This is a genomic window from Curtobacterium sp. Csp1, assembly GCF_013347185.1.
This window is the reverse complement of record NZ_CP054594.1, coordinates 2,758,744-2,782,579: the sequence shown is the minus strand read 5'-3', so window position 1 is coordinate 2,782,579 and position 23,836 is coordinate 2,758,744. Positions and strand designations below refer to the sequence as shown.

Sequence of the window (23,836 nt, the reverse complement as noted above, 5' to 3'; positions counted from 1 at the left end):
CTGGCCGACCGTCGCATGCTAATGGCCGGCCCTGGCGGTCCGCTCCGAGGAACCGGCGGACGCGCTGGACGTGTCCGGACCGTGACCTGCGGTGGGCCCGAGCGCGCTCGCGGTCCCTGCGGGAGGATGGACCGTGCTCCCCGACCTCGCCGACCTGACCGCCGACGCCCACGTCGTCGCCCTGCCGATGCGGGTGCGCTTCCGCGGCATCACCACCCGCGAGGCCCTCGTGCTCCGCGGTCCCGCCGGTTGGACGGAGTTCTCGCCGTTCGTCGAGTACGACGACGCCGAGGCCGCCGCGTGGCTCCGCGCGGCGATCGACTTCGGCTGGACCGACCACGAGCCGGCGGCCGACTCCGTCCCGGTGAACGCCACCGTCCCGGCCGTTCCCGCCGACGCCGTCGCCGAGGTCCTCGCCCGCTACCCCGGCTGCACGACCGCGAAGGTCAAGGTCGCCGAACCCGGGACGACCCTGGACGACGACGTCGCCCGGGTCGCCGCGGTCCGTCGTGTGATGGGTCCCGACGCCGCCGTCCGGGTCGACGCGAACGGCCTGTGGACCGTCGACCAGGCGGTCCGGGCGCTCGAGTCCCTCGCGCCCCTCGACCTGCAGTACGTCGAACAGCCGGTCCGGACCGTGCCCGAGCTCGCCGAGCTCCGCCGCCGGACCTCCGGACTCGGGGTCGCGATCGCCGCCGACGAGAGCGTCCGCCGTGCCGCCGATCCCCTCGCGGTGGCACGGGCCGGCGCTGCCGACGTCCTGGTCGTGAAGGCGCAGCCGCTCGGGGGCGTGACCGCTGCGCAGCGGATCGTCGCCGAGGCCGGTCTACCGTGCGTGGTGTCCAGCGCGCTCGACACCTCGGTCGGACTCGGGATGGGGGCGTTCCTCGCGGCTGCGGCGATGTCCCCGGGCTACGCCGCCGGACTCGGCACGGCGGCGATGTTCGAGGCCGACGTGACCGCGACCCCGCTCCTGCCGGTCGGCGGGCGCGTCGCCGTCCGGCGGGCCGAGGTGTCGGTCGAGCTGCTCGAGCGGCACGCCGCGGCCCCGGAGCGCCGGGCGTGGTGGCTCGACCGGCTCCGGCGGACGCACGCCCTGCTCGCCGCGGCCTGACCCGCGGGCGGCGGCGCGTGCGCCCTTGTGGCGCGCCGAGCGGGCGCCGAGCGGGCAGGACACGCCGCGCGCGTTCGCCGCGCGGGCGCAATCCGTCGCCGGGCGACGTCGAGCGGCCCAGATGTGGCCCGCTCGAGCGCACCCCAGCCCGAGCGAGCACGCGACCGCCGGGCCGCACCCGTGACGGACGGGAGGCGCGGTGCCAGCCGGCACCGCGCCTCCCGTCCGTCACGGATCCTGGTCCGTCACCGCACTCGACGGCTCACAGGCCGGAGTAGCTGTGCAGCCCCTTGAAGAACACGTTCACGACGGCGAAGTTGAACATCACCGCGGCGAACCCGATGAGCGCCAGCCAGGACGAGCGCGCCCCGCGCCAACCGCGCGTCGCACGGGCGTGGATGTACCCGGCGTAGAGGGTCCAGATGATGAAGGTCCAGACCTCCTTCGTGTCCCAGCCCCAGTAGCGGCCCCACGCTCGCTCGGCCCAGATGGCACCGGCGATCAGCGTGAAGGTCCAGAGGACGAAGCCGACCAGGATGACCCGGTAGCTCAGGACCTCGAGCCGGTCGGCGTCCGGCAGGGTCTCCATGAACCGCAGCTTGGTCGCGAGACCGCGGCTCTGTCGGGACGTCTGCACGAGCTGCGCCACCGCGAGCCCGGCGCCGAGGGCGAAGAACCCGGTCCCGGCGATCGCCACGAACACGTGGATGACGAGCCAGTACGACTCGAGCGCCGGCACGAGCGGCCGGACGGGCACGTAGTAGTTCACCGTGGCGATGCCGAGCAGGATGATCGTCAGGCCGCTGATGAAGACACCGAGGAACTTCAGGTTCTGCCAGAACTGCACGAGCAGGAAGATCAGCGTGATGAGCGCCGTGCCCGTGAGCGAGAACTCGAACATGTTGCCCCACGGCACACGGTCGGCCGCGATGCCCCGGAGGACGACCGCCCCGACGTGCAGCACGAGCGCGAGGATCGTCACGGCCATGCCGACGCGCTCGAACTTCGTGCCGCGGTCCGACCGATCAGCCGACTCGGCGACCTTCTCGAGCACGACCGTGCCGCCCTGGACGGTGGCGACCGTCCGCTCGGCCGCCGCGGTGGACGCCCCGGCAGCGGCGGCGGTGACCTCACCCGAGCGCTTCGCCATGTCCAGCGCGAACGCGATGAACGCGATGACGTACACGGCGATCGCCGAGTAGGTCAGCACGACCGAGTAGGTCGCGAGGTTGGTCGTCATGTCCGGGTTCACGCAGGGATCCTAACTCCGAGGTCCGACAGGTGGCGTCGAGCGATGTCCGCGACCGCTCGTTCGAGGTTGGGGTCCTCGCCGCGGGCGAGCCCGGCGTACTCCAGGTCGTACTCGCCGTGTTCCGCACCGCGACGCGGGACCGCCTTCACCCACACACGTCGGCGCGGGACGAACAGCGAGGTGAGCAGACCGAGCACGGCGAGGACCGCGAAGCCGGCGACGAAGAGCTGCGACGGGTCGTGGTGCACGTCGAGCGACACGTAGCGCTTGACGCCGTCGAACGTGATCGAGCCCGTGCCGTCGGGGAGCTCCTTCGACTGCCCGGGCTTCAGCTCGATGCTCGCCGCCTTCGACTGGCGTCCGGCGATCTGCTCGAGCCCACTCGTGTCGAGCGAGTAGACGCTCTGCGGCACGCCGCTGTCGAGCCCGAGGTCGCCGCGGTAGACCTGCAGCGTCAGCAGCGGGTTCTGCGCGTCCGGGTAGGCGCTCGCGAACGCACCGGAGCCGAGCTTCGACGCCGTCGGGTAGAAGAACCCGACCATGCCGAGCTGCGACGGCTTCGCGTCCGGGACCTTGATGACGCCGGTGGACGTGTAGTTCGCGTCCTCGGGCAGGAACGGCACGACGTCCTTGAACGCCACGTTCCCGTCGCCGTCGCGCACCGTCACCTGCATCGCGTAGCCGTTGCCGAGCAGGTACACGTTGGTGCCGCCGATGGACAGCGGCTCGTTGACGCCGAGGCGCTCCGTGCGCTCCTGGCCGTCCTTCTGACGTGCGGTGATCGTCGCCGAGTAGTCGAGCGCCTGGCCGAGGGCGTCGAGGTTGCGTTCCTCGTACGTCGTGGTGAACTTGTCGAGCGTCAGGTTGTAGCCCTGCAGGTCGGACTGGGTGAACCAGCGACCCGGGTTGAACGAGTCGTAGGAGCCGAGGACGTTCGAGAACGTCTGGCCCTCGACGAGCAGCCGCTGTCCGGTGTAGCTGAAGCCACCGCCGAGCCCGACGGCGACGAGCACACCGACGAGGGCCGCGTGGAACACGAGGTTGCCGGTCTCGCGCAGGTAGCCGCGCTCCGCGCTGACCGAGTCGCCGAAGCGCTCGACGCGGTAGCCGGACCGCTTCAGGAGCGCGGCGGCTCGCGTCACGGCGTGGTCGACGGACGGGAGGCTCGTGGCTGCGTCCGTCGCACCGCCCACGTCGGTCGTCCGGTCGCCCTGGAGCGCCGCTGCTTCGACCGGGACGGAGCGGTAGCCCGCCAGGCGACCGAGCCGCACCGGGGTCCGCGGCGGGCGGGTGCGGAGGGCCTGCCAGTGGTGCTTCGTCCGCGGCACGATGCAGCCGATGAGGGACACGAACAGCAGCAGGTAGATCGCCGAGAACCACACCGAGGTGTAGGTGTCGAAGACCTGGAGCGTGTCGAGCACCGGGAAGAGCTGCGGGTGGTCGGCCTTGTACTGCACGACGCCGTTCGGGTCCGCGGTCCGCTGCGGCACGAGGGAGCCGGGGATCGCCGCGAGCGCGAGGAGCATGAGCAGGAACAGTGCGGTCCGCATGCTGGTCAGCTGCCGCCAGAAGAAGCGCAGGTAGCCGACGAACCCGAGCTTCGGCTGCGTCACCCCGCCGTCGGCGTCGTCCGCGGCCGCGGCGGCGGTGCTGTCGACGTGGTCCGACGGTCGCATGGGGTCGCCGCCGGAGACGGTGTCGTCGGGTGCGGTGGCGTCGGTCGCGGTGGCGTCCGTTGGGGCGTCGGCGCGCGCGGTGTCGTCGGCGTCGCGGTCAGACTGCGGGGACAAAGCTCTGGATCACCGCCCCGAGACTCGACATGACGGCCGACCAGATGCCGGTGACCATGAGCAGACCGATGACGATCAGGATCGCTCCTCCGATGATGTTGACGACACGCATGTGGCGCTTGACGGCGCGGATCGCCCCGGTGGCCCAGCCGGCGCCGAGCGCCACGAGGACGAACGGGACGCCGAGGCCCAGGCAGTACGCGACGCCGAGCCACATGCCCTGCCAGGCGCTGCCCGACTGCACGCTGAGCAGGTTGATCGCGGCGAGCGTCGGGCCCAGGCAGGGGGTCCAGCCGAGGCCGAACACGATGCCGAGGAGCGGCGCGCCGACGAGACCCGTCGCGGGCGTCCACGACGGCTTGAGCGTGCGCTGCAGGAACGTGAACCGGCCGACGAACACCAGCCCCATCGCGATGACCACGACGCCGAGCACCTGCGTGATGAGGTCGCGCCAGCGGACGAGCCAGAAGCCGAGCGCACCGAAGACGGTCGTGTACGCGACGAACACGGCGGTGAAGCCGAGGATGAACAGCAGCACCCCGAGCACCACACGGCCGCGACGCTGCCCGCCCTCGGCGACGCCGCCGACGTACCCGAGGTAGCCCGGGACGAGCGGCAGCACGCACGGCGACAGGAACGACACGAGCCCTGCGAGCGCGGCCACGGGCAGCGCGACGACCATCTGGCCGCTGAGGATCGCGTCGGCGAAGGGGTTGCCGGACACGGGTCAGGAGGCCTTGCCGTGCAGCTCGTCGCCGACCAGGGTCTGCAGGATGCTCGGACCGTCGACCGCGCCGAGCACACGGGCGGCGACGCGACCCTGCTTGTCGAGCACGATCGTCGCGGGCACGGCGTTCGGGGCGATCTGCCCGGAGAGCGCGAGCTGCATCGTGCCCGTCCCCGCGTCGAGCACGTTCGGGTAGTCGACCTTGAAGGTGCGCTCGAACGCGGCGGCGGTACCGGCCTCGTCCCGGACGTTGACACCCACGAAGGCGACGTCCTGGTCGGCGTACTGGTCGTGCACCTGGTTGAGGTACTTCGCCTCGGCACGGCACGGCGGGCAGCCGGCGTACCAGAAGTTCAGGACGACGACCTTGCCGCGGAGCGCCTTCGACGAGATGGTGTCGCCGTCGGAGTCCTTCGCGCTGAACTCGACCGGGTCGGTGCGCTTGTCGGCGGCGACCTCGGTCACCGCGCCGTCGCCGGAGATGTAGTTCTGCGTGGTCCCGCTGCCGTACTGCTTGGACAGCGAGTCGTTCGACGACGAGCACCCGGCGAGCGCCAGGGCGGCGATCACCGCCGTCGCCGCGAGGGTGGCGAACCGGGTTCGGGTGGACATCAGACAGCTCCTTCGTCGACGGCGGATCCGCGCAACGCGTGCGCCGGGTCCGCGTACCCGACCTCGGTGAAGCGGCCGGACGAGGTGGCGGGCACACGCTCGACGGTCGTGATGCTGGACAGGTCGCACCGGCGCTTGCGCGGGTCGTGCCACAGGGGCTCCCCCGCGAGCTTGCGGTGCACCGTCCAGATCGGCAGCTGGTGGCTCACGAGGACGACGTCGCCCTCGTCGACGCTCTCCCACGCCGTGGTGACGGCGGCGAGCATGCGGCCCGCGATGGACTCGTACGCCTCGCCCCAGCTCGGTCGGAACGGGTTCGCGATCCAGGGCCACTCCGTCGGGCGACCGAGCGACCGCTTCGTGAAGCCGGGACGCTGCCCCTCGTACCGGTTCGTCGGCTCGATGAGGCGCTCGTCGAGCGAGACGTCGAGGCCGTAGGCCTGGGCCCACGGCGCTGCGGACTCCTGCGTGCGCTGGAGCGGGGACGCCACGATCCGGCGAACATCGACGCCGGCTTCCTTCCACGCGGTCGCCGACGCCGCGGCCATCCGGGCGCCGAGGTCGCTCAGGCCGAAGCCGGGCAGACGGCCGTAGAGCACTCGCCCCGGGTTGTGGACCTCGCCGTGCCGGACGAGGTGGATCCGTGTCGCGGGCATGGGTTCCAGTCTAGGTCGCTCCGCTGTTCCCACCCGCCCCACAGCGGATTCACGGATGCGGGGACGTTCAGCCGAGGCGCCCGGTCAGGCGTCCGTGCAGGGCGACCGACCCGGTGTTGAGGTTCACGACCTCGACCGTCGAACCGTGCTTCATGAAGCGCTGCTCCACGCCGTCGAGCGCGGCGACGGTGCTCGCGTCGAATACGTGCGCGTCGCTCATGTCGACGATGACGTGCTCGGGGTCCTCGGCGTACGAGAACCTGGTGACGAGGTCGTTCGACGACGCGAAGAACAGCGCGCCGCGGACCCGGTAGCGGACGGTGCGCTCGTCCACCGGCTCCCGCACGACCGTGACGAGGTGCGCCGCCCGCCGCGCGAAGACGAGTGCGGCGACGACCACCCCGACGAGCACGCCGGTGGCGAGGTTGTCGGTCGCGACGACCACCACGACCGTGATCAGCATGACGGCGGTCTCGCCGAGCGGCATCCGCCCGAGGGTGCGCGGTCGGATGCTGTGCCAGTCGAAGGTCGCGACGCACACCATGAGCATCACGGCGGTGAGCGCCGCCATCGGGATCTGCGCGACCAGGTCGTGCAGCACGATCGTCAGCACGAGCACCGAGACGCCGGCCACGAACGTCGAGATCCGGGTGCGCGCGCCGGCGGTCTTCACGTTGATGACCGTCTGGCCGATCATCGCGCAGCCGCCCGTGCCGCCGAAGAACGCGGACGCGATGTTCGCGATGCCCTGCCCCCAGGACTCCCGCCAGGCGCTCGACCGGGTCTCGGTGATCGAGTCGACGAGCTGTGCCGTGAGGAGTGTCTCGATGAGTCCGACGATCGCGACGCCGAACGCGTACGGCGCGACGATCTGCAGCGTCTCGAACGTGATCGGGACGGTGATCCCGCCGAAGCCGGGCAGTGCCGTCGGCAGGGCCCCCTCGTCGCCGACGGTCGGCACGGCGATGCCGAAGACGATCGTGATCGCCGTGACGACGACCACGGCGACGAGCGGCGCGGGGACGGCCTTCGTGAGGAACGGGAACCCGACGACGATGCCGACGCCGAGCGCGGTGAGCGGCCACACCACGACGGGCACGTCCCCGCCGAACAGGTTCGGCAGCTGCGCGGTGAAGATGAGGATGGCCAGCGCGTTCACGAACGCGACGTTGACGCTCCGCGGGATGAAGCGCATCAGCCGTGCGACCCCGAGGAACCCGAGGACGAGCTGGAACACGCCGCCGAGCACCACCGCGGGGACGAGGTAGGCGATCCCGTGGTCGCGCACGAGCGGAGCGATCACCAGGGCGACCGACCCTGCGGCGGCCGAGACCATCGCGGGGCGACCGCCGACGAACGCGATCACCACGGCGATGACGACGCTCGAGAACAGCCCGACGGCGGGGTCGACGCCGGCGACGACCGAGAACGAGATCGCCTCGGGGATTAGGGCGAGCGCGGTGACGACGCCGGCGAGGACCTCGCGCGTCAGCATCCGCGGCGATCGGAGGGCATCGAGGACGCGCGGCGGCGTGGGGGCATGGGTGATCACGGTCATCGCGGGCAACCCTACCCTCACGTGAGGGTAGGGTTGGACGATGAGCGATGCCGGCCTCCCTGCGACCATGCACATCGGCGAGCTGGCCGAGCGTGCGGGGATGTCCCTCCGGACGATCCGGCACTACGACGAGGTCGGGCTCCTCGTCCCGAGCGGCCGCACCACCGGGGGCTTCCGCGTCTACACGGGCGACGACCTCGAGCGCCTGCTCGTGATCCGACGGATGAAGCCCCTCGGGTTCACCCTCGACGAGATGGCCGAGCTGCTCCGGGTCGTCGACGGCCTGCGCGACGCCGACCCGGACGATGCCAGGACCCGCGCCGCCCGACTCGACGCGTTCCTGGACGACGCCCGGGCTCGCCACGCGAAGCTCGTCGAGCGTGCCGGCATGGCGGAGGAGTTCATCGGGACGCTGAGCACCCTCCGCGCATCACTCCCGTGATGCCGGGAGCAACCCCGCCGCCACGAGCCGCGCGCGCTCACGCCGCGCAGCCCGGGTCTCCTCGAGGTGCCGGATGAGCGTGTCGTGCCGCTCGAGCACGCGTCGGGCGCGCCACGGCCGCAGCCGGTACTGCCGCCGGACACGCTCCCGGAACTCCTCCCGCCGTCGCAGGATGAGTGCGTCGATCGGGTCCTCCACCGTCATCTGCCGTTCCTTCCCGTGATGATCTCGAGCACGATGCTGCCGACGGTCGCGTCGTCCTCGCGAAGAATCTGCATGTCGTACATCGCTTCGGCGCTCGCGCAACCGAGTTCCGCGCGCCCGACGTCCGCGGCGCAGGCCTGGTCGACGGTCCAGACGAAGCGTGACCACGCACGGTCGCGCTCTTCCCTCGCTACGTCCCGACGCCACCGCACGACCGCCCAGCACCCGCCGACGACCCCCACCAGCAGCGTCAGCGTCGTCGCGACGAGCGCCGCCACGACCGTCGCCACCGCGAGGGGCGGCCAGGCCGCGAGCCCCACTCCCCCTGCCGTCACCCGGTCCCCTCTCGACTCGCGACCCGACCACGCACCCGACCCTACGGACCAGGCGGACCCGACCCGTGCCTCCCGTCCGGACCTGTGGAGGACCACCCGCGGAACCCTCCCTGTGGAGGAGGCCGTAGACTCGACGACCGTGATCGAACGCACCCGTATCGCCGACCTCGCCGCCCTCCCCGACGGCCCCGTTGCCGTCGCCGGATGGGTGGAGACCGTCCGTGACCAGAAGAAGGTCCAGTTCGTCGTCCTGCGCGACGAGACCGGTGCCGCGCAGCTGGTGAACCCGGCCACGCGCGAGGCGGAGGACGGCGACGACGCCGCCCAGGCCGCCCTCGGCATCACGAACGCGATCTCCGGTCTCGCCCACGGCACCTTCGTGCACGTGCGCGGCACCCTGAAGCACGACGAGCGCGTGAAGCTCGGCGGGCTCGAGGTCAAGGTCGGCTCGCTCGAGGTGGTGAGCGCCGCGATCCCGGAGACCCCGATCGCCGACGACTCGTCCCTGGACAAGCGTCTCGACTGGCGGTTCCTGGACCTGCGCAACCGCAAGCAGAACCTGATCTTCCGCATCCAGACGACGATGGAGCACGCGTTCCGCACGTACTGGGTCGAGCGCGACTACATCGAGATCCACACCCCGAAGCTGATGGCGTCGGCGTCGGAGTCCCGCGCCGAGCTCTTCCAGCTCGAGTACTTCGAGACGACGGCCTACCTGGCGCAGTCGCCGCAGAACTTCAAGCAGATGGCGCAGCCCGCCGGCTTCGGCGCGGTGTTCGAGATCGCCGACGCCTTCCGCGCGGACCCGTCGTTCACGAGCCGGCACGCCACCGAGTTCACGAGCGTCGACGCCGAGATCTCGTGGGTCGAGTCGCACGCCGACGTCATGGCCATGCACGAGGAGCTGCTCGTCGCCGGCTTCACCGCCGTCAAGGAGAAGTACGGCGAGGAGATCGAGGAGGTCTTCGGCTTCGAGTTCGTCGTGCCGACCGCCCCGTTCCCCCGCGTCACCCTCGCCGAGGCCCGGAAGATCGTGGCCGAAAGCGGCTACGAGGTCGTGCGCGCCGACGGTGATCTGGACCCCGAGGGCGAGCGCCGCGTGAGCGCCTGGGCGAAGGAGACGCACGGCTCCGAGTTCGTGTTCGTCACCGACTACGACGCCACGATCCGGCCCTACTACCACATGCGCCACGAGGACGACCCGACGCTCACGAACAGCTACGACCTGCTGTTCAACGGCGCCGAGATCTCGACCGGCGCGCAGCGCGAGCACCGCGTCGAGCGCCTCGCGGCACAGGCCGAGGAGAAGGGTCTCGACACCGCCGAGATCGACTGGTACCTCGACTTCTTCCGCTACGGCGTCCCGCCGCACGGCGGCTTCGGCATGGGTCTGGCCCGCGTGCTCATGCTCGCGCTGCACGAGCCGTCGATCCGCGAGGTCACGTACCTGTTCCGCGGGCCGACGCGGCTCACCCCGTAACCTGCGACGACACGAGAACGGCCGCCCTCCTGCAGGAGGGTGGCCGTTCTCGTGTCCACGACCGGGACGGTCCCGGCTGGTCGCACGTCATGGACGAGAGGCGCGGATCACCGCTCCCAGTCGATGGCCGCCCGCGACGTGACGAGTCCGCGGATCTCCGCTGCCGCCGCCTGGTGGTCGGGGTGCACCTGGTACGCGTCCAGCCCGACGAGGTCGTCGAACGTCGCGACGACCGCGACGTCCTGGTTCTTCCCCGGGTAGGCGACGTTCTCGACGACCTCGAGGGAGCGGATCGCCTCGACGGTGCCGACCAGGCCGGTCAGCAGTTCGCGGATGCGGTCGATCGACGCCGAGCGGTCGAGGTCCTCCCGCAGGGTCCATGAGACGACGTGGTGGATCATGCGCGGGCCTCGGCCTTCTCGAGTGCACGGTGGAGCCGGTCGGCGTCCACGTGCCAGTTGCTGTGGACCCGCCCGTCGACCAGGACGACCGGGATGTCCTCGGCGTACTGCTCGCGCAGCGCGTCGTCGTCCAGGATCGACCGCTCCTGCAGGATGGTGCCGGGATGGTCGGCCACGACCCGCTGGACGATCGGTCGGGCGTCGTCGCAGAGGTGGCAGCCGGGCTTCGTCAACAGGGTCACGGCGGGCATGTCATCACCCTAGCCCGCAGGGGGACCGGCGCCCGGACACACGAAAGCCCCGGCGGACCGGGGCTTCGGGTGCAAGTACTGGACTTACTTCTTGTTGCGACGCTGGTGACGCGTCTTGCGCAGGAGCTTGCGGTGCTTCTTCTTCGCCATGCGCTTGCGACGCTTCTTGATGACAGAACCCATAGTGGACCTCGCTCGGAACGATGCTGATGTGTGGACACCGGGCCCGAAGAGACCGCGGAAAATCAACCCGGCCGAGTCTAGCGGAGCGCAGCGGTCCTGTCGAACGAGCGGCGTGGCCGGGCGGACGGGCGCTAGCCGACGTCGGCGACCCCGCCGCCGCGCAGGACGTCGGCGACCGCGGACTCCGGGACGCGGAACGACCGGCCGAAGCGGATCGCGGGCAGCTCACCGGCGTGCACCATCCGGTAGACCGTCATCTTGGAGACGCGCATCATCTCGGCGACCTCTGCGACGGTGAGGAAGCGCACGTCGTCGAAACTGCCGCTCATGGTGGTCCTTCGGGTGACCCGCGCTCCCGCGCGGGATGGGTGTGACCTGTGTGGTCTCTGGTAACTGTAGGGGCCGACGGGACGACGTGTCCAGGCACTTCCGAGGCTCGGGGCCGAACCGTGACGTCAGTCGTCCTCGCCCCGTCGGGTGAAGCGCTTCCGACTGCTCTCGACGACGCGCTCCCAGCCCTGCTGCGCCCCGCTGAACGCCGCGGTCGCGCGGTAGGACGCCTCGGCCATCACGCGGCCGAGCTCCGTGCCGACCTCGACCGTGGCCTTGCCGGCGGTGCCGTTGCGGCGGATCGAGACCGGCTGGCCGTCGAGCGTCCAGGCCGTCGTGGCGGGGGTGCCGTCGGCGTCCACCGCGCCGGTGAACGGGACGACCCACTCCTCGAGCCGGACGAGGGGCTCGGGGTCGAGACGGTAGAAGCGGTGCTGACCCTCCTCGCGCGTGGAGACGAGGCCGTTGTCCCGCAGGACCCTGAGGTGCTTCGACACGGTCGGCTGACTCACGCCGAGCTTCGTGACGAGCTGCCCGACGCTGAGTTCGCCGCCGGTGCTGTCCGACCCGTACGCGGCGAGCAGCGCACCGAGCAGTTCGCGCCGGGTCGGGTCCGCCACGACGGTGAAGATGTCGGCCATGCGGCAAGGCTAGTCGGGCGGGCGCGGATGTACCATGACCGCTGTCCCGCCCATGTCCCCGGAGGCATACGATGCTCGACCGCACCGAGCCGCTCCCGCCCCAAGTGAGCGCCTCCCGGCGACAGGTGAGCCGGATCGCCGCGGTGCTGAGGTCCTCGCCCTCCCGACTGGCGATCCTCGTCTTCATCGCGCTGGTGTTCCTGTTCACGCTGCTGTTCATGACGCCGATGGCCTCGGCGGACGGCACGACGACGCACTTCTCGGACGCCCTGTTCACCGCCGCGTCGGTCGTCTGCGTGACCGGGCTGGCCACGGTCGACATGGCCACGCACTGGTCGGTGTTCGGCAAGACCCTCGTGGTGATCGGCACGCAGATCGGCGCGGTCGGCGTCCTGACCTTCGCGTCGATCCTCGGGCTCGTGGTGACCCGTCGGCTCGGGCTCCGCGCGAAGCTCATCGCCGCGGGCGACTCGAACCCGCTCCGCACCCACCACGGCGCCGTGCCGGAGGGCCAGGCGGTCCGGCTCGGCGAGGTCGGCACGCTCCTGCTGACGGTGGCGGTGAGCACGCTGACCATCGAGATCGCGGTCGGGCTCCTGCTCCTGCCGTCGGTGCTCGTCGCCGGGTACCCGTTCTGGACGGCGGTGGGCGACTCCTTCTACTACGCGGCGATGGCGTTCACGAACACGGGGTTCGCGCCGAACGCCGACGGCCTCGCGCCGTTCACCCACGACTACTGGTTCCTGTCGCTGCTCATGGTCGCCGTCGTCCTCGGGTCGATCGGCTTCCCGGTCATCCGGACGCTCACCAAGCAGCTCCGCTCCCCGCGGCGGTGGCCCATCCACGTCAAGCTCACGCTGACCACGAGTGCGGTGCTGCTGCTCCTCGGCGCCGTCGTCTACACCGCGCTCGAGGCCTCGAACCCCCGCACGCTCGGGTCCGAGGGCGCCGGCCACACCGCGTTCCAGGCGCTCTTCTTCTCGACGATGACCCGATCGGGCGGCTTCGCGACGATCGACGTCGAGCAGATGCACGGCGCGAGCCTGCTCGTCACCGACATGCTCATGTTCATCGGCGGCGGCTCGGCCTCGACCGCTGGTGGCATCAAGGTGACCACCCTCGCCGTGCTGTTCCTCGCCGCCGTCGCCGAGGCGCGGGGGCGCCGCAGCATGGAGGCGTTCGGCCGCCGCATCCCGAGCGACGTCCTCCGCGTCGCCGTCGCCGTCGTGCTGTGGGGCGCGACGATCGTCGCCGTCGCCACCGTCGTGCTCCTGCAGATCACCGGCGACTCCCTGGACCGCGTGCTGTTCGAGGTCATCTCGGCCTTCGCCACGTGCGGCCTGTCCTCCGGGATCTCGGCCGAGCTGCCCGAGTCCGGCAAGTACGTGCTCGCCGCCACCATGTTCCTCGGCCGGGTCGGTACAGTGACGATCGCCGCAGCCCTGGCCGCCAGCCAGAGCCGGCAGCTGTTCCGCCGACCCGAAGAGAGGCCCATCGTTGGCTGACCGACGCGCCGACCGCCGTGCGCCCCACCCCGTCACCGGAGCCGTGAGCCACGACGCCCCCGTGCTCGTCCTCGGCCTCGGCCGCTTCGGCGCCGCGACCGCCGGGCAGCTCGAGCGCCAGAACCGCGAGGTCCTCGTCGTCGACACCGACGCCGCGCTGGTGCAGAAGTGGTCGGACCGGGTCACCCACGCCGTGCAGGCGGACGCCACCGACATCGACGCCCTGCGGCAGATCGGTGCGCAGGACTTCGCGATCGCCGTGGTCGCGGTCGGCTCGCACCTGGAGTCGAGCGTCCTCATCACCTCGAACCTCGTCGACCTCGGGATCCCGCAGATCTGGGCGAAGGCCGTCAGCCGGTCGCACGGCACGATCCTGTCCCGCATCGGCGCGAACCACGTCGTCTACCCGGAGCGCGAGGCCGGCGAGCGGACCGCCCACCTGGTCTCGGGACGCATGCTCGACTTCATCGAGTTCGACGACGACTTCGCGGTGGTCAAGATGCACCCGCCCCGCGCGGTGCGCGGCAAGGACCTCGCCACGACGGTCATCCGCACGCGGCACGGACTCACCGTGCTCGGCATCAAGTCGCCGGGGCGGGCGTTCGTGCCGGCGACGCCGGACAGCGTGATCGGCGAGGACGACGTGATCATCGTCTCCGGCACCGAGACGGACCTGGAACGCTTCGCTGCGCTCGAGTGACCCGCTGACGGCCTGGAGGCTCGTGGCGGGGCCCGCCACGATCCTCCCGTCCGGTGTTCGTCGCCCCCGGCGACGCGAGGGCTGGACCGCACGGTGTCAGGACCGCGCGATCTCCTCGGCCCGTGCGATCGCCGCGCGCGACGCGCGCTCCAGGGTCGCGGCGAGGTCCGCGTCCTGCAGGACGGCGACGGCGCGCTCGGTCGTGCCGGCCGGGCTGGTGACCGCCCGCCGGAGGTCCGCGGGCTCCCGCCCGGAGGCGGCCAGCAGCTCGACCGCGCCGCGGAGCGTCCCCTGCACCATCGCGGCGGCCTGCTCGTGGTCGAAGCCGAGGCGCTCGGCGGCCTCCTGCCACTGCTCGACGAGCAGGAAGACGTAGGCGGGTCCGGAACCGGAGACCGCGGACAGGGCGTCGAGCCGGTCCTCGGGCACGGTGAGCACGGTGCCGGAGGCACTGAACACGGACGACGCGAGCGCGACCGCGGCGTCGTCGGCGGTCGCGCCGGCGCTGATGCCGGTGACGCCGTGCCCGACGCCGATCGGAGTGTTCGGCAGCGCGCGGACGACGCGGACGCCGGCGGGCACGCGAGTCTCCATCGCTGCGGTGGTCGTGCCGACGGCGACGCTGACGACCACGGCGCCCGGGTGCAGGGACGCGGCGACCTCGTCGAGCACGTCGGCCACCATGTACGGCTTGACCCCGAGCACCACGAGGTCGGCGCCGCGGACCGCGTGCCGGTTGGCGTCCGGGTCCGTGTCGGTGGCGAGGGCGTCGAGCCCGCGCTCCCGCAGTGCCGCAGCCGAGCCCTCGGACTTCGTCGTGAGCGTCACGGTCGCCGGGTCGAGCCCCGCGGCGAGCAGGCCGTCGAGGACCGCGCCGGACATGGAGCCGACGCCGAGCATGGCGGTGCGGGGCAGTTCGATCGTCATGCTCATGACCCTATCCAGCGACCTCGCGCACCGGTCGCGCCTAGGATCGGGGCACGTCGGGAGAAGGGACACCTGTGAGCGCTTCGGGAGGCACGAGGGCGATCCTCGCCGCACTGGCCGCGAACGTCGGGATCGCGATCGTCAAGTTCGTCGCGGCGGCGATCAGCGGGTCCGCGGCGATGCTCGCGGAGGGCGTGCACTCCCTGGCCGACTCCGCGAACCAGCTCCTGCTGCTGCTCGGCGGACGGCGCGCGCGGAAGGCGGCCGACCAGGAGCACCCCTTCGGCCACGGGCGCGAACGGTACGTGTACGCGTTCGTCGTGTCGATCATCCTGTTCACCGTCGGCGGGGTCTTCTCGCTGTACGAGGGGCTCGAGAAGCTCGCGGCGCCGCACCCGCTCGAGAACTGGTGGCTGCCGGTCGCCGTGCTCGTCGTCGCGATCGGGCTCGAGGGCTTCTCGCTCCGCACGGCGCTGCGGGAGGCCCGCCCGCACAAGGGGTCGCAGTCGTGGGTGCAGTTCGTGCGCCGGGCGAAGGCGCCCGAACTCCCCGTCGTCATGCTCGAGGACACGGCGGCCCTGACCGGCCTGGTGTTCGCGCTGCTCGGCGTCGGGCTGACGGTGGTCACCGGCAACGGGGTGTTCGACGCGGCCGGCACGATCCTGATCGCCCTGCTCCTCATCGCGGTGGCGGTCGTGCTCGGCATCGAGACGAAGAGCCTGCTCGTGGGCGAGGGAGCGAACGACGCCGACGTCGAACGCATCCGGACCGCGACGCTCGACGGGCCGGAGGTCGACTCGATCGTGCACCTCAAGACCCTGTACCTCGGCCCGGACGAGCTCATGGTCGGCATGAAGGTCGCCGTCGACGGCGACCGGCGGCTCGGCGACGTCGCGGCGGGCATCGACGCCGTGGAGCAGCGGATCCGCGCAGCGGTCCCGGCCGCACGGGTGATCTACGTCGAGCCGGACGTGCTCCGGACCGGACCACGACCGCCGACCGAGGCGATCGTCATCCGCGCCGCCGACTGAGGGCAGCCTTGCTGGCGGAGGACCACCCGCTTCCGCCAGGCTCGTGTCCATGACGGCGCTCTCCTCGGTCCTGCTCATCCTGCACTTCCTCGGCCTCGCGGCCGTGATCGGCGCGTTCCTCGTGCAGGTGCGCCGGAAGGGCGGGTTCCAGACCGGCTGGATGGTCATCGGGCTCGTCACGCAGCTCGTCACGGGCCTCGCGATGATGGGCATCCTCGATGCCACGACGGACGGCGGGGCGAACCACGCGAAGCTCGGCGTGAAGCTGGCCGTCGCGGTGGTCGCGCTCGTCCTGGCGCTCGTCGCCCGGGCGCGTCAGGCGCAGGCCGACGCCGGGAAGGCGAAGGCGAAGGCCGCGCTGCCGTTCTTCCACTCGGCCGGGGCGCTGGCGATCATCAACGTGCTCGTCGCGGTGCTCTGGAAGTAGGGCGCTCCGCGGTCCGCGGTTCGTGGTCCGCGGTCCGCGGTCCGCGGTCCGCGGGGTCAGCGTCGTTCGTGGAAGAACGCGTCGAGCAGTGCGGCGCAGGCCGCCTCCCGCACGCCGCCGACGACCTCGGACCGGTGCGGCAGCCGGCGGTCCCGCGCGATGTCGTAGACGCTCCCCGACGCCCCGGCCTTCGGGTCCCACGCCCCGAACACGATCCGCGGCACCCGGGCGGCGAGCGCGGCACCGGCGCACATGGGGCACGGCTCCAGCGTCACCACGAGCGTGTGCTCCGCGAGGTGCCAGTCCCCCGTGACCGCGGCCGCGGCCCGGAGCGCCAGGACCTCGGCGTGGGCGGTCGGGTCCTGCCGCGCCTCGCGCTCGTTGCGCCCCACCGCCACGACGTCGCCGTCGGCGTCGAGCACGACGGCCCCGACCGGGACGTCACCGGTGGCCAGGCACGCGCGTGCCTCGGCGAGGGCACGGTCCATGGCGGCGGTGAACGGGCGGCCGGCGGGGTCTTCCACGCGTCGATCCTGCCCCATCGGCACGGTACGCTCGACTCCATGCGAGTCCACGTCGCCGACCACCCGCTCATCACCCACAAGCTCTCGGTGCTCCGCGACCGGACCACACCGTCCCCCACGTTCCGCGCCCTGACCGAGGAGCTCGTCACGCTCCTCGCGTACGAGGCGACGCGCAACGTCCGCGTCACGGCCACGCCGATCGACACCCCGGTGGCGCACACCATGGGCGTCTCCATCGCGAAGCCCCGCCCGCTCGTCGTCCCGATCCTCCGCGCGGGCCTCGGCATGCTCGAGGGCATGGTCAAGCTCGTCCCCACGGCCGAGGTCGGCTTCCTCGGCATGGCGCGCAACGAGACCACGCTCGAGCCCCAGACCTACGCCGAGCGCCTGCCCGACGACCTGTCCGGCCGCCAGTGCTTCGTGCTCGACCCGATGCTCGCGACGGGCGGTACCCTCGCGGCGGCGATCGACTTCCTGTTCGACCGCGGCGCGGAGGAGGTCACGTGCGTGTGCATCCTGGGCGCTCCCGAGGGCCTGGCCGCCGTCGAGCAGGCCGTCGGCGACCGCAACGTCACGATCGTGCTCGGCGCCCTCGACGAGAAGCTCGACGAGAACGGGTACATCGTCCCGGGCCTCGGCGACGCCGGCGACCGCCTGTACGGGCTGGCCGAGTAGCACCACCGACGCGACGCCCCCGCTCGCGCGAGACCCTGCCGGAAGGCGTGGCGTCCCGCGTGGTCGGGGGCGTCCTGCATCCCGGGGGCCGGACCGCGCACCGTCCGCACGGACGGTTGACACGGGGTTGGTATACCGCTGATACTCGTCCCATGACTGCGAACCCGTCCACCCGCGTCCTCGAGACGTGCTCCTCCCGAGGGGCAGTGGGGACCGTCGGCACGATGATGCCGACGACGGCGGTCATGCGTTGTCGAATGTGTGCCTGATCGGTACCCGTTCCAGCTGGATCCCCCGCGACACCACCCCGGTCGCGAGCGTGTGATCCCCGGGTGACACCGAATCGACGACGCACAGCGTCCGGCGACGGACAGCGACCGTGCTCGAGACGGTGCACCCGTACCCCCGGGAAGGCCCCGGTCCACCGACGGACCGCAGGGCGACACGGCGATCCGCCGAACCCGGACCGACGCATTCGACACCGCCGCGCCGCACGCAGCGCAGCAACCCGCACGGAAGAACCGCCATGTCGCTCACCATCGCCCAGCCCCGCACCGCTCACCGCTCCCCCGCGTCCGTGTCGACGGACCTCGGCACCGTGACGTCGATCCGGTCCCGTCGCGCGCCGGCCGCCCCGCCGGTCCCGGACGGCATCCCGACCAGCCCGGTCGTCGCGCCGCAGCGCAACCGGTCGCTGCCCGAGGGCACCGAGGCCCGCGGCTTCGCGCTGTACGTCGGCATCGACGAGGCGCAGGCCGCCGCCGCGGGCACGTCGCTCGCCGCGGTGGTCGAGCAGCTCAAGGCCCTCACCGCGCAGCTCGTGCCGACCTCGGAGACGTACGCCGCCGTGGCCGTCGCCGCCGAGGGCTCCGGTGGCCGTGACGTCGACGTCGTCCGGCTCGCCCTGCAGGACCGCTCCGCCGTCGCTGCCCGCAAGCAGGCCGAGAAGTCCGAGCCCGAGGAGACCGGGGTCGTCATCGACATCTCCCGCAAGCGCGTCACGCTCGACGGCGAGGCCGCTCCCCTGACGTACAAGGAGTTCGAGCTCCTGCAGTTCCTCGTCCTCCGCGAGGGACAGACCGTCGACCGCGCGGCCATCATCGAGGGCCTGTGGTCGGACGGCGAGGACGAGACCCCGAACGAGCGCACGATCGACGTGCACGTCCGTCGGCTCCGTTCGAAGCTCGGCGCGTTCGAGGAGATCGTCCGCACCGTGCGGGGTGTCGGCTACCGGTTCGACCGGCACGCCGACGTCGCGGTGCGCTACGCCTCGACGCCCTCGCCCGACCTCTTCTGATCCGCTCGGCGTCCTCCCGGTGAACTCGCAGCGAACGACCTCGTCACACGCTGGCGCGCCGTTACCTCGCCGTTATACAGTCCTTCTTGCAGACAGTGTTTGCTGTGGCACTGGCTGCGGAATGTGATTGCAGGACACTCTTGGTGCAAGGGAGAGGGCCGGTCGCCCAGAAGGCGACCGGCCCTCGTTGCGTCTGCCGACCCGTCCGCGGGCGTGTCCCCCGTCTGCACGGCGCGCTCGTGCTCCGTCGCTAGTGTGGGTTGACCGCACGACCGAAGGGGCCGCACCGTGGACGAGTCACGCCGCAGCGACAAGGCGACCGCCGTCGCGGCCTGGGAAGCACTGTTCCGGGCGCAGGTGACGGTCATGCGGGCGCTCAACGCCGACTTCCCGAGCGCGGAGATCTCGTTCAACGAGTACGACGTGTGCTTCAACCTGTCGACGCAGCCCGGCCGTCGGTGCCGGATGCGCGAGCTCACCGGACACCTGCTGCTCACCCAGCCGAGCGTCAGCCGACTCGTCGAGCGCCTGGCATCGAAGGGCATCGTCGAGAAGCAGCCGGACCCGAGCGACGCCCGCGGGGTCATCGTCGCCCTCACGGCGCACGGGTTCGACGTCTACCGCTCGGTCGCCGTGCAGCACGCGCAGACCATCGCGGAGCAGGTCGGCGCCGGTCTCGACGACGACGAGCTCCAGACGCTCACCGCCCTGTGCACGAAGCTCCGGGTCGCGGCGGACGCACCGGGGCGGAGCACCACCCGCGTCCCGCGTGACCGGGCCACGGTGGACGCATGAGCGGCGCGGTCGTCTGGCTGCGGGAGGACCTGCGGCTCGCCGACAACCCCGCGCTCCGTGCCGCGATCGACCACGGTGGACCCGTCACGGTCGCGGTCGTCCTCGACGAGGAGACCGACGGCATCCGACCGGTCGGGGCCGCGAGCCGCTGGTGGCTGCACCACTCGCTCGCGGCGCTCGACGGCGAGCTGCGGGACCGGGGGTCACGACTCGTGCTCCGGAAGGGCGCTGCTGCCGACGTGGTGCCGGCCCTGGTCCGCGACGCCGGTGCGGACGCGGTCTACTGGAACCGTCGCTATGGCCGGGTCGAGCGCGACCTGGACGCCGGCATCAAGAGCGGCCTGACCGACGCCGGTACCGAGGCGCACAGCTTCGCGGCGAACCTGCTCTGGGAGCCGTGGACCGTCCTGACCGGCCAGGGCGAGCCGTTCAAGGTCTTCACGCCGTTCTGGCGCGCGGCGCAGGCGATGCCCGAACCCCGGCACCCGCTGCCGAAGCCCCGCGACCTGCCGGCGCCGGCGGACGTGGACGGCGACGACCTGGACGACTGGGCCCTGCTGCCGACCGCTCCGGACTGGGCCGGCGGGCTCCGCGACGCCTGGGAGCCGGGCGAGGCCGGGGCGCACCGGAAGCTCGAACGGTTCGTCCACGACGCGCTCGAGGACTACGACCAGCGCGATGAGCCCGCGATGGCGGCGACGAGCGACCTGTCCCCGCACCTTCGCTGGGGCGAGGTCAGCCCGTACCAGGTGTGGCACCGACTGCACGGCGAACTCGAGCCCGAGCAGCGTCGGCAGGCGCCGGCCTTCCTCCGACAGCTCGCGTGGCGCGAGTTCAACTGGAACGAGTACTTCCACTGCGACGACATCGCCACCGTGAACGTCCGCCGTGAGTTCGACGCCTTCCCGTGGCGCGACGCCGACCAGGACGAGATCGACCGCTGGCGGCACGGCTGCACGGGCTTCGACCTGGTCGACGCGGGGATGCGGGAGCTCTGGCACTCCGGCGCGATGCACAACCGGGTTCGGCTGGCGGCGGCGAGCTTCCTCGTGAAGAACCTGCTCGTCGACTGGCGGATCGGCGAGCAGTGGTTCTGGGACACCCTCGTCGACGCCGACCCGGCCAACAACGCGGGCAACTGGCAGTGGGTCGCCGGTTCCGGGTTCGACGCGGCGCCGTACTTCCGCGTCTTCAACCCCGACCGGCAGCTCGAGCGGTTCGACCCGCACCGCGAGTACGTGCACCGCTGGGTCCCCGCGGACGAGGACCGGCCGGAGCCGATGGTCGACCTCAAGGCGAGCCGGCAGCGCGCCCTCGACGCCTACGACAGGATGCGCCGCGGATGAGCCTGCCCGACGACCTGCTGGCCGAGGTCGACGCGCTGTTCCGCGACCGCGTCGCGGCCCGGACGGCCCCGAGCAGCGTCTGGGGCGTGTTCGACCGCGACGGGCTCGTCGCCTCCGGCGGGCACGGCGACCGCGGGGACGGTCGGGCACCGGACGCCGACACCGTGTACCGCATCGCTTCGTGCACGAAGAGCGTCACCGCGGCGACCCTCCTCACGCTCGTCGCCGAGGGCCGCGCCGACCTGGACGCCCCGATCACCGACGCGGTCCCGGCGTTCGCCGAGGTCACGCTGCCGTCGCGGGACGCCCCGGTTCCGACCCTGCGCATGCTCCTCACCATGGCCGGCGGGTTCCCGACGGACGACCCGTGGGCCGACCGGCAGGAGTCGATCGCCGACGCGGAACTCGACGACGTGCTCCGGGGCGGGCTGCTGTTCGACTCGGTACCCGGGACCCGGTTCGCCTACTCGAACACCGGGTACGCCCTGCTCGGTCGCGCGGTGGCCGTCGCAGCCGGGACGACGTTCCTCGAAGCCGCGACCAGCCGCGTGCTGGCACCCCTCGGCCTGGACGACACGGTGTTCCGCGCCGAGGATGCCCGCGGGTACGTGGTGACCGGGCAGCGCGACGACGACGGGTCGTGGACCCCGCAGCCGATGACCGGACCCGGGGCGTTCTCGTCGATCGGCGGACTGTTCTCGACCGTCCGCGATCTCGCCCGGTGGGCACGACACCTGGCCTCCGCGACGTCGACCACCCCGGAGCCCGGACCACTCTCCCCCGCCGACCGACGGCTCATGCAGCAGGCGATGCGCGTCGTGCCGCCGTCGGTGGTCCCGACCTCGACCCGGGCGACCGCGTACGGCTTCGGGCTGTTCGTCGAGCAGGACCCGCGGTTCGGTGAGCTCGTCAGCCACTCTGGCGGCTACCCCGGCTTCTCCGCGCACATGCGCTGGTCCGTCGAGCACGGCCTCGGCGTGGTCGCGTTCGAGAACGCCACGCAGGCCAAGGTCTCCGCGGCCGCCGACCGGGCGCTCGACGTCGTGCTGGAACGAATCCCGGGCCAGCCGTCCCCGGTCGCACCGGGCGTCGAGCGGACCGCCGCCGCCGCCCGGGACGCCCAGCGCTCGGTCACCACCCTGCTCCAGCAGTGGGCCGACGCCCCGCAGGACCCCGCCGGCGACGCCCTCGCCGACCGCGTCTGCAGCCCGAACGTCCCGATGGACCAGCCGTACGAACGGCGACGGCGGGCACTGGCCGAGGCCGTCGCCCGCGTGGGTGCCGACCTGCACGCGGACCCGGTCGAGGAGCACGCGACCGTGCCCTCACAGCTGCGCTGGTGGCTCCCGGGGACGAACGGACGGCTGCGGGTCGAGATCAAGCTCGCGCCGCTCGCCGCCGGACTCGTGCAGACCCTGACGGTGATCGCGGAGCCCACCGAGCGCTAGGCCCCCGCACCGAGCGGGAGCGGCCGGCGGGACCTCCGGCGGTCAGACCGGCGGCCGTCCGCCCACGAAGCCCAGCGCACGCGACGCCACCCGGGTGCCCTCGCGCGCGGCGGCGCCGACCCGCACGGGGTCGGTCGCCCACGCACGCAGGAACCCGGCGGCGAAGGCGTCCCCGGCCCCGAGCGTGTCGACGACCGTCGCCGGGGTGGCCGGGACCCGCTGCGGGCTCCGGCCCGGGCGTCCGAGCAGCGCCCCGTCGGGCCCGGTCGTCACGACGACGAGCGGCACGACCTCGGTGAGCCGGCGGGCGCCCTCGGCTGCGGTCGCCGCGCCGGTCAGCGCGCGGGCCTCGGCCTCGTCCGGGAAGAGCACGTCGACGCCGTCCAGGGCGGCGAGGAACGCCTCGGGGCCGACGGAGCGGACCACGGCCTCGGCGGACGGGTCGAGCGACACCCGCGCACCCGCGGACCCCGCTCGTGCGACGAGCCCTGCGATCCGCTCGGCACCACCACCACCGAGCATCGCCGCCCCGGTGAGGTGCACGATGTCCGCGCGCGCGACGAGGTCGCCCGGCACGTCCGCCGCGTCGAGGTCACCGCTCGCCGCGGGATCCGTCATCGCGGTCCGGCCGCGGCCGTCACGTACGGAGACGATCGCCCCGGTCGCGGCGCGCGCGTCGTAGCGCACGTGCGCCCGGACGCCGGCGTCCGCCAGGGAGCGCTCGTGCCGGAGGACGTCGTCGACGCCGACGCGGGCGACGAGGTCGACCTCCGCCCCGAGCCAGCCGAGCCAGGTGGCGGTGTTGCCCGCGGCGCCGAGCGACCGGTGTTGGATGACGGCCGCCGGGTCGTGCGTCCCCACCGCCTCGGCGCTCGTCTGCACGAGGACCCCGTCGAGCACGTCGCCGACGACCAGGAAGCGCTTCCCGACGCCGCGACGACGACCCGTGACCTCTCGTCCGGCGCGGGTGGCTGCGGGCCGTGGGGGCACCACGACGGGCTCGGAGGACGATGACACGTCCGCCATCCTAGTCAGACCCGAGCATTCCTCTACTTCAGGGAAGCTGCGAGCAGATGTCGATCCTCGCAGGTGCGGGATGTCATGGTGATCGGCTAACATTTCAGGTGATCGGCTGCGTCGTGCGCGTCGACCGACCACCACGCGACCGCGACCCCCGGAGATCCC

28 protein-coding genes are annotated in these 23,836 nt (G+C 72.2%); 12 read left to right on the top strand and 16 right to left on the bottom strand.

Annotated elements, in window-relative coordinates; translation table 11 throughout:
• Positions 1–133 precede the first annotated feature (133 nt).
• Complete coding sequence (locus HUN58_RS13355) at positions 134–1,114, top strand: o-succinylbenzoate synthase (RefSeq protein WP_180224912.1); 981 nt, start codon at positions 134–136, stop codon at positions 1,112–1,114.
• A 262-nt stretch (positions 1,115–1,376) separates the two neighbouring features.
• Here the strand turns inward: HUN58_RS13355 and ccsB are convergent, their stop codons facing one another.
• The 6 genes from ccsB to HUN58_RS13325 all read right to left on the bottom strand — a co-directional run bounded on the left by ccsB (position 1,377) and on the right by HUN58_RS13325 (position 7,709).
• A complete protein-coding gene (gene ccsB, locus HUN58_RS13350; RefSeq protein ID WP_114849873.1) occupies positions 1,377–2,354 on the bottom strand; it encodes a c-type cytochrome biogenesis protein CcsB in 978 nt (325 codons plus the stop codon).
• An 8-nt stretch (positions 2,355–2,362) separates the two neighbouring features.
• The gene (locus tag HUN58_RS13345) at positions 2,363–4,042 is read right to left on the bottom strand and encodes a cytochrome c biogenesis protein ResB (protein ID WP_058742577.1); all 1,680 of its coding nucleotides are present in this window, start codon (positions 4,040–4,042) and stop codon (positions 2,363–2,365) included.
• Between the two features lie 97 nt (positions 4,043–4,139).
• Positions 4,140–4,838: a cytochrome c biogenesis CcdA family protein gene (locus HUN58_RS13340; protein ID WP_114849874.1), complete on the bottom strand. Its 699-nt coding sequence runs from the start codon at positions 4,836–4,838 to the stop codon at positions 4,140–4,142.
• A 45-nt stretch (positions 4,839–4,883) separates the two neighbouring features.
• The gene (locus HUN58_RS13335) at positions 4,884–5,495 is read right to left on the bottom strand and encodes a TlpA disulfide reductase family protein (protein WP_114849721.1); all 612 of its coding nucleotides are present in this window, start codon (positions 5,493–5,495) and stop codon (positions 4,884–4,886) included.
• Entirely contained in the window at positions 5,495–6,151 is a 657-nt protein-coding gene (locus HUN58_RS13330) for a histidine phosphatase family protein (RefSeq protein WP_180224911.1), read from the bottom strand. The genes HUN58_RS13335 and HUN58_RS13330 overlap by 1 nt, the downstream gene beginning before the upstream one ends.
• Before the next feature lie 67 nt (positions 6,152–6,218).
• On the bottom strand, positions 6,219–7,709 hold the full coding sequence (locus HUN58_RS13325) for a SulP family inorganic anion transporter (RefSeq protein WP_180224910.1): 1,491 nt from the start codon (positions 7,707–7,709) through the stop codon (positions 6,219–6,221).
• 40 nt (positions 7,710–7,749) lie between these two features.
• On the opposite strand from HUN58_RS13325, the gene HUN58_RS13320 reads away from it, so the two are divergent.
• Positions 7,750–8,151, top strand: a complete 402-nt coding sequence (locus tag HUN58_RS13320) for a MerR family transcriptional regulator (protein WP_114849724.1) — start codon at positions 7,750–7,752, stop codon at positions 8,149–8,151.
• On the opposite strand, the gene HUN58_RS13315 is transcribed toward HUN58_RS13320, so the two are convergent.
• Together HUN58_RS13315 and HUN58_RS13310 are read right to left on the bottom strand one after the other, a co-directional pair.
• Positions 8,140–8,355, bottom strand: coding sequence for a hypothetical protein (locus tag HUN58_RS13315; RefSeq protein WP_114849725.1), 216 nt, complete (start codon positions 8,353–8,355; stop codon positions 8,140–8,142). The two genes, HUN58_RS13320 and HUN58_RS13315, sit on opposite strands and share 12 nt — an antisense overlap.
• A complete protein-coding gene (locus tag HUN58_RS13310; RefSeq protein ID WP_147281416.1) occupies positions 8,352–8,690 on the bottom strand; it encodes a hypothetical protein in 339 nt (112 codons plus the stop codon). The genes HUN58_RS13315 and HUN58_RS13310 overlap by 4 nt, the downstream gene beginning before the upstream one ends.
• Positions 8,691–8,829: 139 nt before the next feature.
• Here HUN58_RS13310 and aspS point away from each other — a divergent pair, with 139 nt between their 5' ends.
• A complete protein-coding gene (aspS, locus tag HUN58_RS13305; RefSeq protein WP_114849875.1) occupies positions 8,830–10,170 on the top strand; it encodes an aspartate--tRNA(Asn) ligase in 1,341 nt (446 codons plus the stop codon).
• A gap of 107 nt (positions 10,171–10,277) precedes the next feature.
• Here aspS and HUN58_RS13300 read toward each other — a convergent pair whose 3' ends face one another.
• The 5 genes from HUN58_RS13300 to HUN58_RS13280 form a co-directional block, all read right to left on the bottom strand.
• Complete coding sequence (locus tag HUN58_RS13300; RefSeq protein ID WP_114849727.1) at positions 10,278–10,571, bottom strand: Dabb family protein; 294 nt, start codon at positions 10,569–10,571, stop codon at positions 10,278–10,280.
• Positions 10,568–10,822 carry a glutaredoxin family protein gene (locus HUN58_RS13295; protein WP_180224908.1) on the bottom strand — a complete coding sequence of 85 codons (255 nt, stop codon included), beginning with the start codon at positions 10,820–10,822 and terminating at the stop codon, positions 10,568–10,570. Before HUN58_RS13295 ends, HUN58_RS13300 begins: the two co-directional genes overlap by 4 nt.
• An 84-nt stretch (positions 10,823–10,906) precedes the next feature.
• Positions 10,907–11,005 (bottom strand): AURKAIP1/COX24 domain-containing protein, encoded by a 99-nt coding sequence (locus tag HUN58_RS13290; protein WP_003792170.1) that lies wholly within the window; start codon positions 11,003–11,005, stop codon positions 10,907–10,909.
• A 131-nt stretch (positions 11,006–11,136) separates the two neighbouring features.
• Entirely contained in the window at positions 11,137–11,334 is a 198-nt protein-coding gene (locus HUN58_RS13285) for a helix-turn-helix domain-containing protein (protein WP_058741922.1), read from the bottom strand.
• Between the two features lie 126 nt (positions 11,335–11,460).
• Positions 11,461–11,976, bottom strand: a complete 516-nt coding sequence (locus HUN58_RS13280) for a helix-turn-helix transcriptional regulator (protein ID WP_083519949.1) — start codon at positions 11,974–11,976, stop codon at positions 11,461–11,463.
• Positions 11,977–12,047: 71 nt separating this feature from the next.
• Between HUN58_RS13280 and HUN58_RS13275 the strand changes: the two genes are divergently transcribed.
• On the top strand, positions 12,048–13,481 hold the full coding sequence (locus HUN58_RS13275; protein ID WP_175324946.1) for a TrkH family potassium uptake protein: 1,434 nt from the start codon (positions 12,048–12,050) through the stop codon (positions 13,479–13,481).
• 43 nt (positions 13,482–13,524) lie between these two features.
• The gene (locus tag HUN58_RS13270; protein ID WP_174779406.1) at positions 13,525–14,181 is read left to right on the top strand and encodes a TrkA family potassium uptake protein; all 657 of its coding nucleotides are present in this window, start codon (positions 13,525–13,527) and stop codon (positions 14,179–14,181) included.
• Between the two features lie 96 nt (positions 14,182–14,277).
• Here the strand turns inward: HUN58_RS13270 and proC are convergent, their stop codons facing one another.
• On the bottom strand, positions 14,278–15,108 hold the full coding sequence (proC, locus tag HUN58_RS13265) for a pyrroline-5-carboxylate reductase (RefSeq protein ID WP_180224907.1): 831 nt from the start codon (positions 15,106–15,108) through the stop codon (positions 14,278–14,280).
• 74 nt (positions 15,109–15,182) lie between these two features.
• On the opposite strand from proC, the gene HUN58_RS13260 reads away from it, so the two are divergent.
• Together HUN58_RS13260 and HUN58_RS13255 are read left to right on the top strand one after the other, a co-directional pair.
• Complete coding sequence (locus HUN58_RS13260; protein WP_114849731.1) at positions 15,183–16,139, top strand: cation diffusion facilitator family transporter; 957 nt, start codon at positions 15,183–15,185, stop codon at positions 16,137–16,139.
• 49 nt (positions 16,140–16,188) lie between these two features.
• Positions 16,189–16,566, top strand: coding sequence for a hypothetical protein (locus tag HUN58_RS13255; protein ID WP_114849732.1), 378 nt, complete (start codon positions 16,189–16,191; stop codon positions 16,564–16,566).
• A gap of 56 nt (positions 16,567–16,622) precedes the next feature.
• Here the strand turns inward: HUN58_RS13255 and HUN58_RS13250 are convergent, their stop codons facing one another.
• A complete protein-coding gene (locus tag HUN58_RS13250; protein ID WP_180226153.1) occupies positions 16,623–17,054 on the bottom strand; it encodes a nucleoside deaminase in 432 nt (143 codons plus the stop codon).
• 75 nt (positions 17,055–17,129) lie between these two features.
• Between HUN58_RS13250 and upp the strand changes: the two genes are divergently transcribed.
• The 5 genes from upp to HUN58_RS13225 all read left to right on the top strand — a co-directional run bounded on the left by upp (position 17,130) and on the right by HUN58_RS13225 (position 22,651).
• Positions 17,130–17,765 carry a uracil phosphoribosyltransferase gene (gene upp / locus HUN58_RS13245; RefSeq protein ID WP_114849733.1) on the top strand — a complete coding sequence of 212 codons (636 nt, stop codon included), beginning with the start codon at positions 17,130–17,132 and terminating at the stop codon, positions 17,763–17,765.
• 526 nt (positions 17,766–18,291) lie between these two features.
• A complete protein-coding gene (locus HUN58_RS13240) occupies positions 18,292–19,062 on the top strand; it encodes a winged helix-turn-helix domain-containing protein (RefSeq protein WP_180224906.1) in 771 nt (256 codons plus the stop codon).
• Positions 19,063–19,350: 288 nt separating this feature from the next.
• Positions 19,351–19,857, top strand: coding sequence for a MarR family winged helix-turn-helix transcriptional regulator (locus tag HUN58_RS13235; protein ID WP_114849734.1), 507 nt, complete (start codon positions 19,351–19,353; stop codon positions 19,855–19,857).
• Positions 19,854–21,203 carry a deoxyribodipyrimidine photo-lyase gene (locus HUN58_RS13230; protein WP_180224905.1) on the top strand — a complete coding sequence of 450 codons (1,350 nt, stop codon included), beginning with the start codon at positions 19,854–19,856 and terminating at the stop codon, positions 21,201–21,203. Before HUN58_RS13235 ends, HUN58_RS13230 begins: the two co-directional genes overlap by 4 nt.
• Positions 21,200–22,651, top strand: coding sequence for a serine hydrolase (locus HUN58_RS13225; protein WP_180224904.1), 1,452 nt, complete (start codon positions 21,200–21,202; stop codon positions 22,649–22,651). The genes HUN58_RS13230 and HUN58_RS13225 overlap by 4 nt, the downstream gene beginning before the upstream one ends.
• Before the next feature lie 42 nt (positions 22,652–22,693).
• On the opposite strand, the gene HUN58_RS13220 is transcribed toward HUN58_RS13225, so the two are convergent.
• Positions 22,694–23,668 (bottom strand): carbohydrate kinase family protein, encoded by a 975-nt coding sequence (locus tag HUN58_RS13220; RefSeq protein WP_180224903.1) that lies wholly within the window; start codon positions 23,666–23,668, stop codon positions 22,694–22,696.
• Positions 23,669–23,836 lie beyond the last annotated feature (168 nt).

Coding starts and splice junctions, on each gene's coding strand:
- ccsB (WP_114849873.1), bottom strand. CDS start 2,354: ATGACGACCAACCTCGCGACCTACTCGGTCGTGCTGACCTACTCGGCG.
- HUN58_RS13345 (WP_058742577.1), bottom strand. CDS start 4,042: ATGCGACCGTCGGACCACGTCGACAGCACCGCCGCCGCGGCCGCGGAC.
- HUN58_RS13340 (WP_114849874.1), bottom strand. CDS start 4,838: ATGGTCGTCGCGCTGCCCGTGGCCGCGCTCGCAGGGCTCGTGTCGTTC.
- HUN58_RS13335 (WP_114849721.1), bottom strand. CDS start 5,495: ATGTCCACCCGAACCCGGTTCGCCACCCTCGCGGCGACGGCGGTGATC.
- HUN58_RS13330 (WP_180224911.1), bottom strand. CDS start 6,151: ATGCCCGCGACACGGATCCACCTCGTCCGGCACGGCGAGGTCCACAAC.
- HUN58_RS13325 (WP_180224910.1), bottom strand. CDS start 7,709: ATGACCGTGATCACCCATGCCCCCACGCCGCCGCGCGTCCTCGATGCC.
- HUN58_RS13320 (WP_114849724.1), top strand. CDS start 7,750: ATGAGCGATGCCGGCCTCCCTGCGACCATGCACATCGGCGAGCTGGCC.
- HUN58_RS13315 (WP_114849725.1), bottom strand. CDS start 8,355: ATGACGGTGGAGGACCCGATCGACGCACTCATCCTGCGACGGCGGGAG.
- HUN58_RS13300 (WP_114849727.1), bottom strand. CDS start 10,571: ATGATCCACCACGTCGTCTCATGGACCCTGCGGGAGGACCTCGACCGC.
- HUN58_RS13295 (WP_180224908.1), bottom strand. CDS start 10,822: ATGCCCGCCGTGACCCTGTTGACGAAGCCCGGCTGCCACCTCTGCGAC.
- HUN58_RS13290 (WP_003792170.1), bottom strand. CDS start 11,005: ATGGGTTCTGTCATCAAGAAGCGTCGCAAGCGCATGGCGAAGAAGAAG.
- HUN58_RS13285 (WP_058741922.1), bottom strand. CDS start 11,334: ATGAGCGGCAGTTTCGACGACGTGCGCTTCCTCACCGTCGCAGAGGTC.
- HUN58_RS13280 (WP_083519949.1), bottom strand. CDS start 11,976: ATGGCCGACATCTTCACCGTCGTGGCGGACCCGACCCGGCGCGAACTG.
- HUN58_RS13275 (WP_175324946.1), top strand. CDS start 12,048: ATGCTCGACCGCACCGAGCCGCTCCCGCCCCAAGTGAGCGCCTCCCGG.
- proC (WP_180224907.1), bottom strand. CDS start 15,108: ATGACGATCGAACTGCCCCGCACCGCCATGCTCGGCGTCGGCTCCATG.
- HUN58_RS13255 (WP_114849732.1), top strand. CDS start 16,189: ATGACGGCGCTCTCCTCGGTCCTGCTCATCCTGCACTTCCTCGGCCTC.
- HUN58_RS13250 (WP_180226153.1), bottom strand. CDS start 17,054: ATGGACCGTGCCCTCGCCGAGGCACGCGCGTGCCTGGCCACCGGTGAC.
- upp (WP_114849733.1), top strand. CDS start 17,130: ATGCGAGTCCACGTCGCCGACCACCCGCTCATCACCCACAAGCTCTCG.
- HUN58_RS13240 (WP_180224906.1), top strand. CDS start 18,292: ATGTCGCTCACCATCGCCCAGCCCCGCACCGCTCACCGCTCCCCCGCG.
- HUN58_RS13230 (WP_180224905.1), top strand. CDS start 19,854: ATGAGCGGCGCGGTCGTCTGGCTGCGGGAGGACCTGCGGCTCGCCGAC.
- HUN58_RS13225 (WP_180224904.1), top strand. CDS start 21,200: ATGAGCCTGCCCGACGACCTGCTGGCCGAGGTCGACGCGCTGTTCCGC.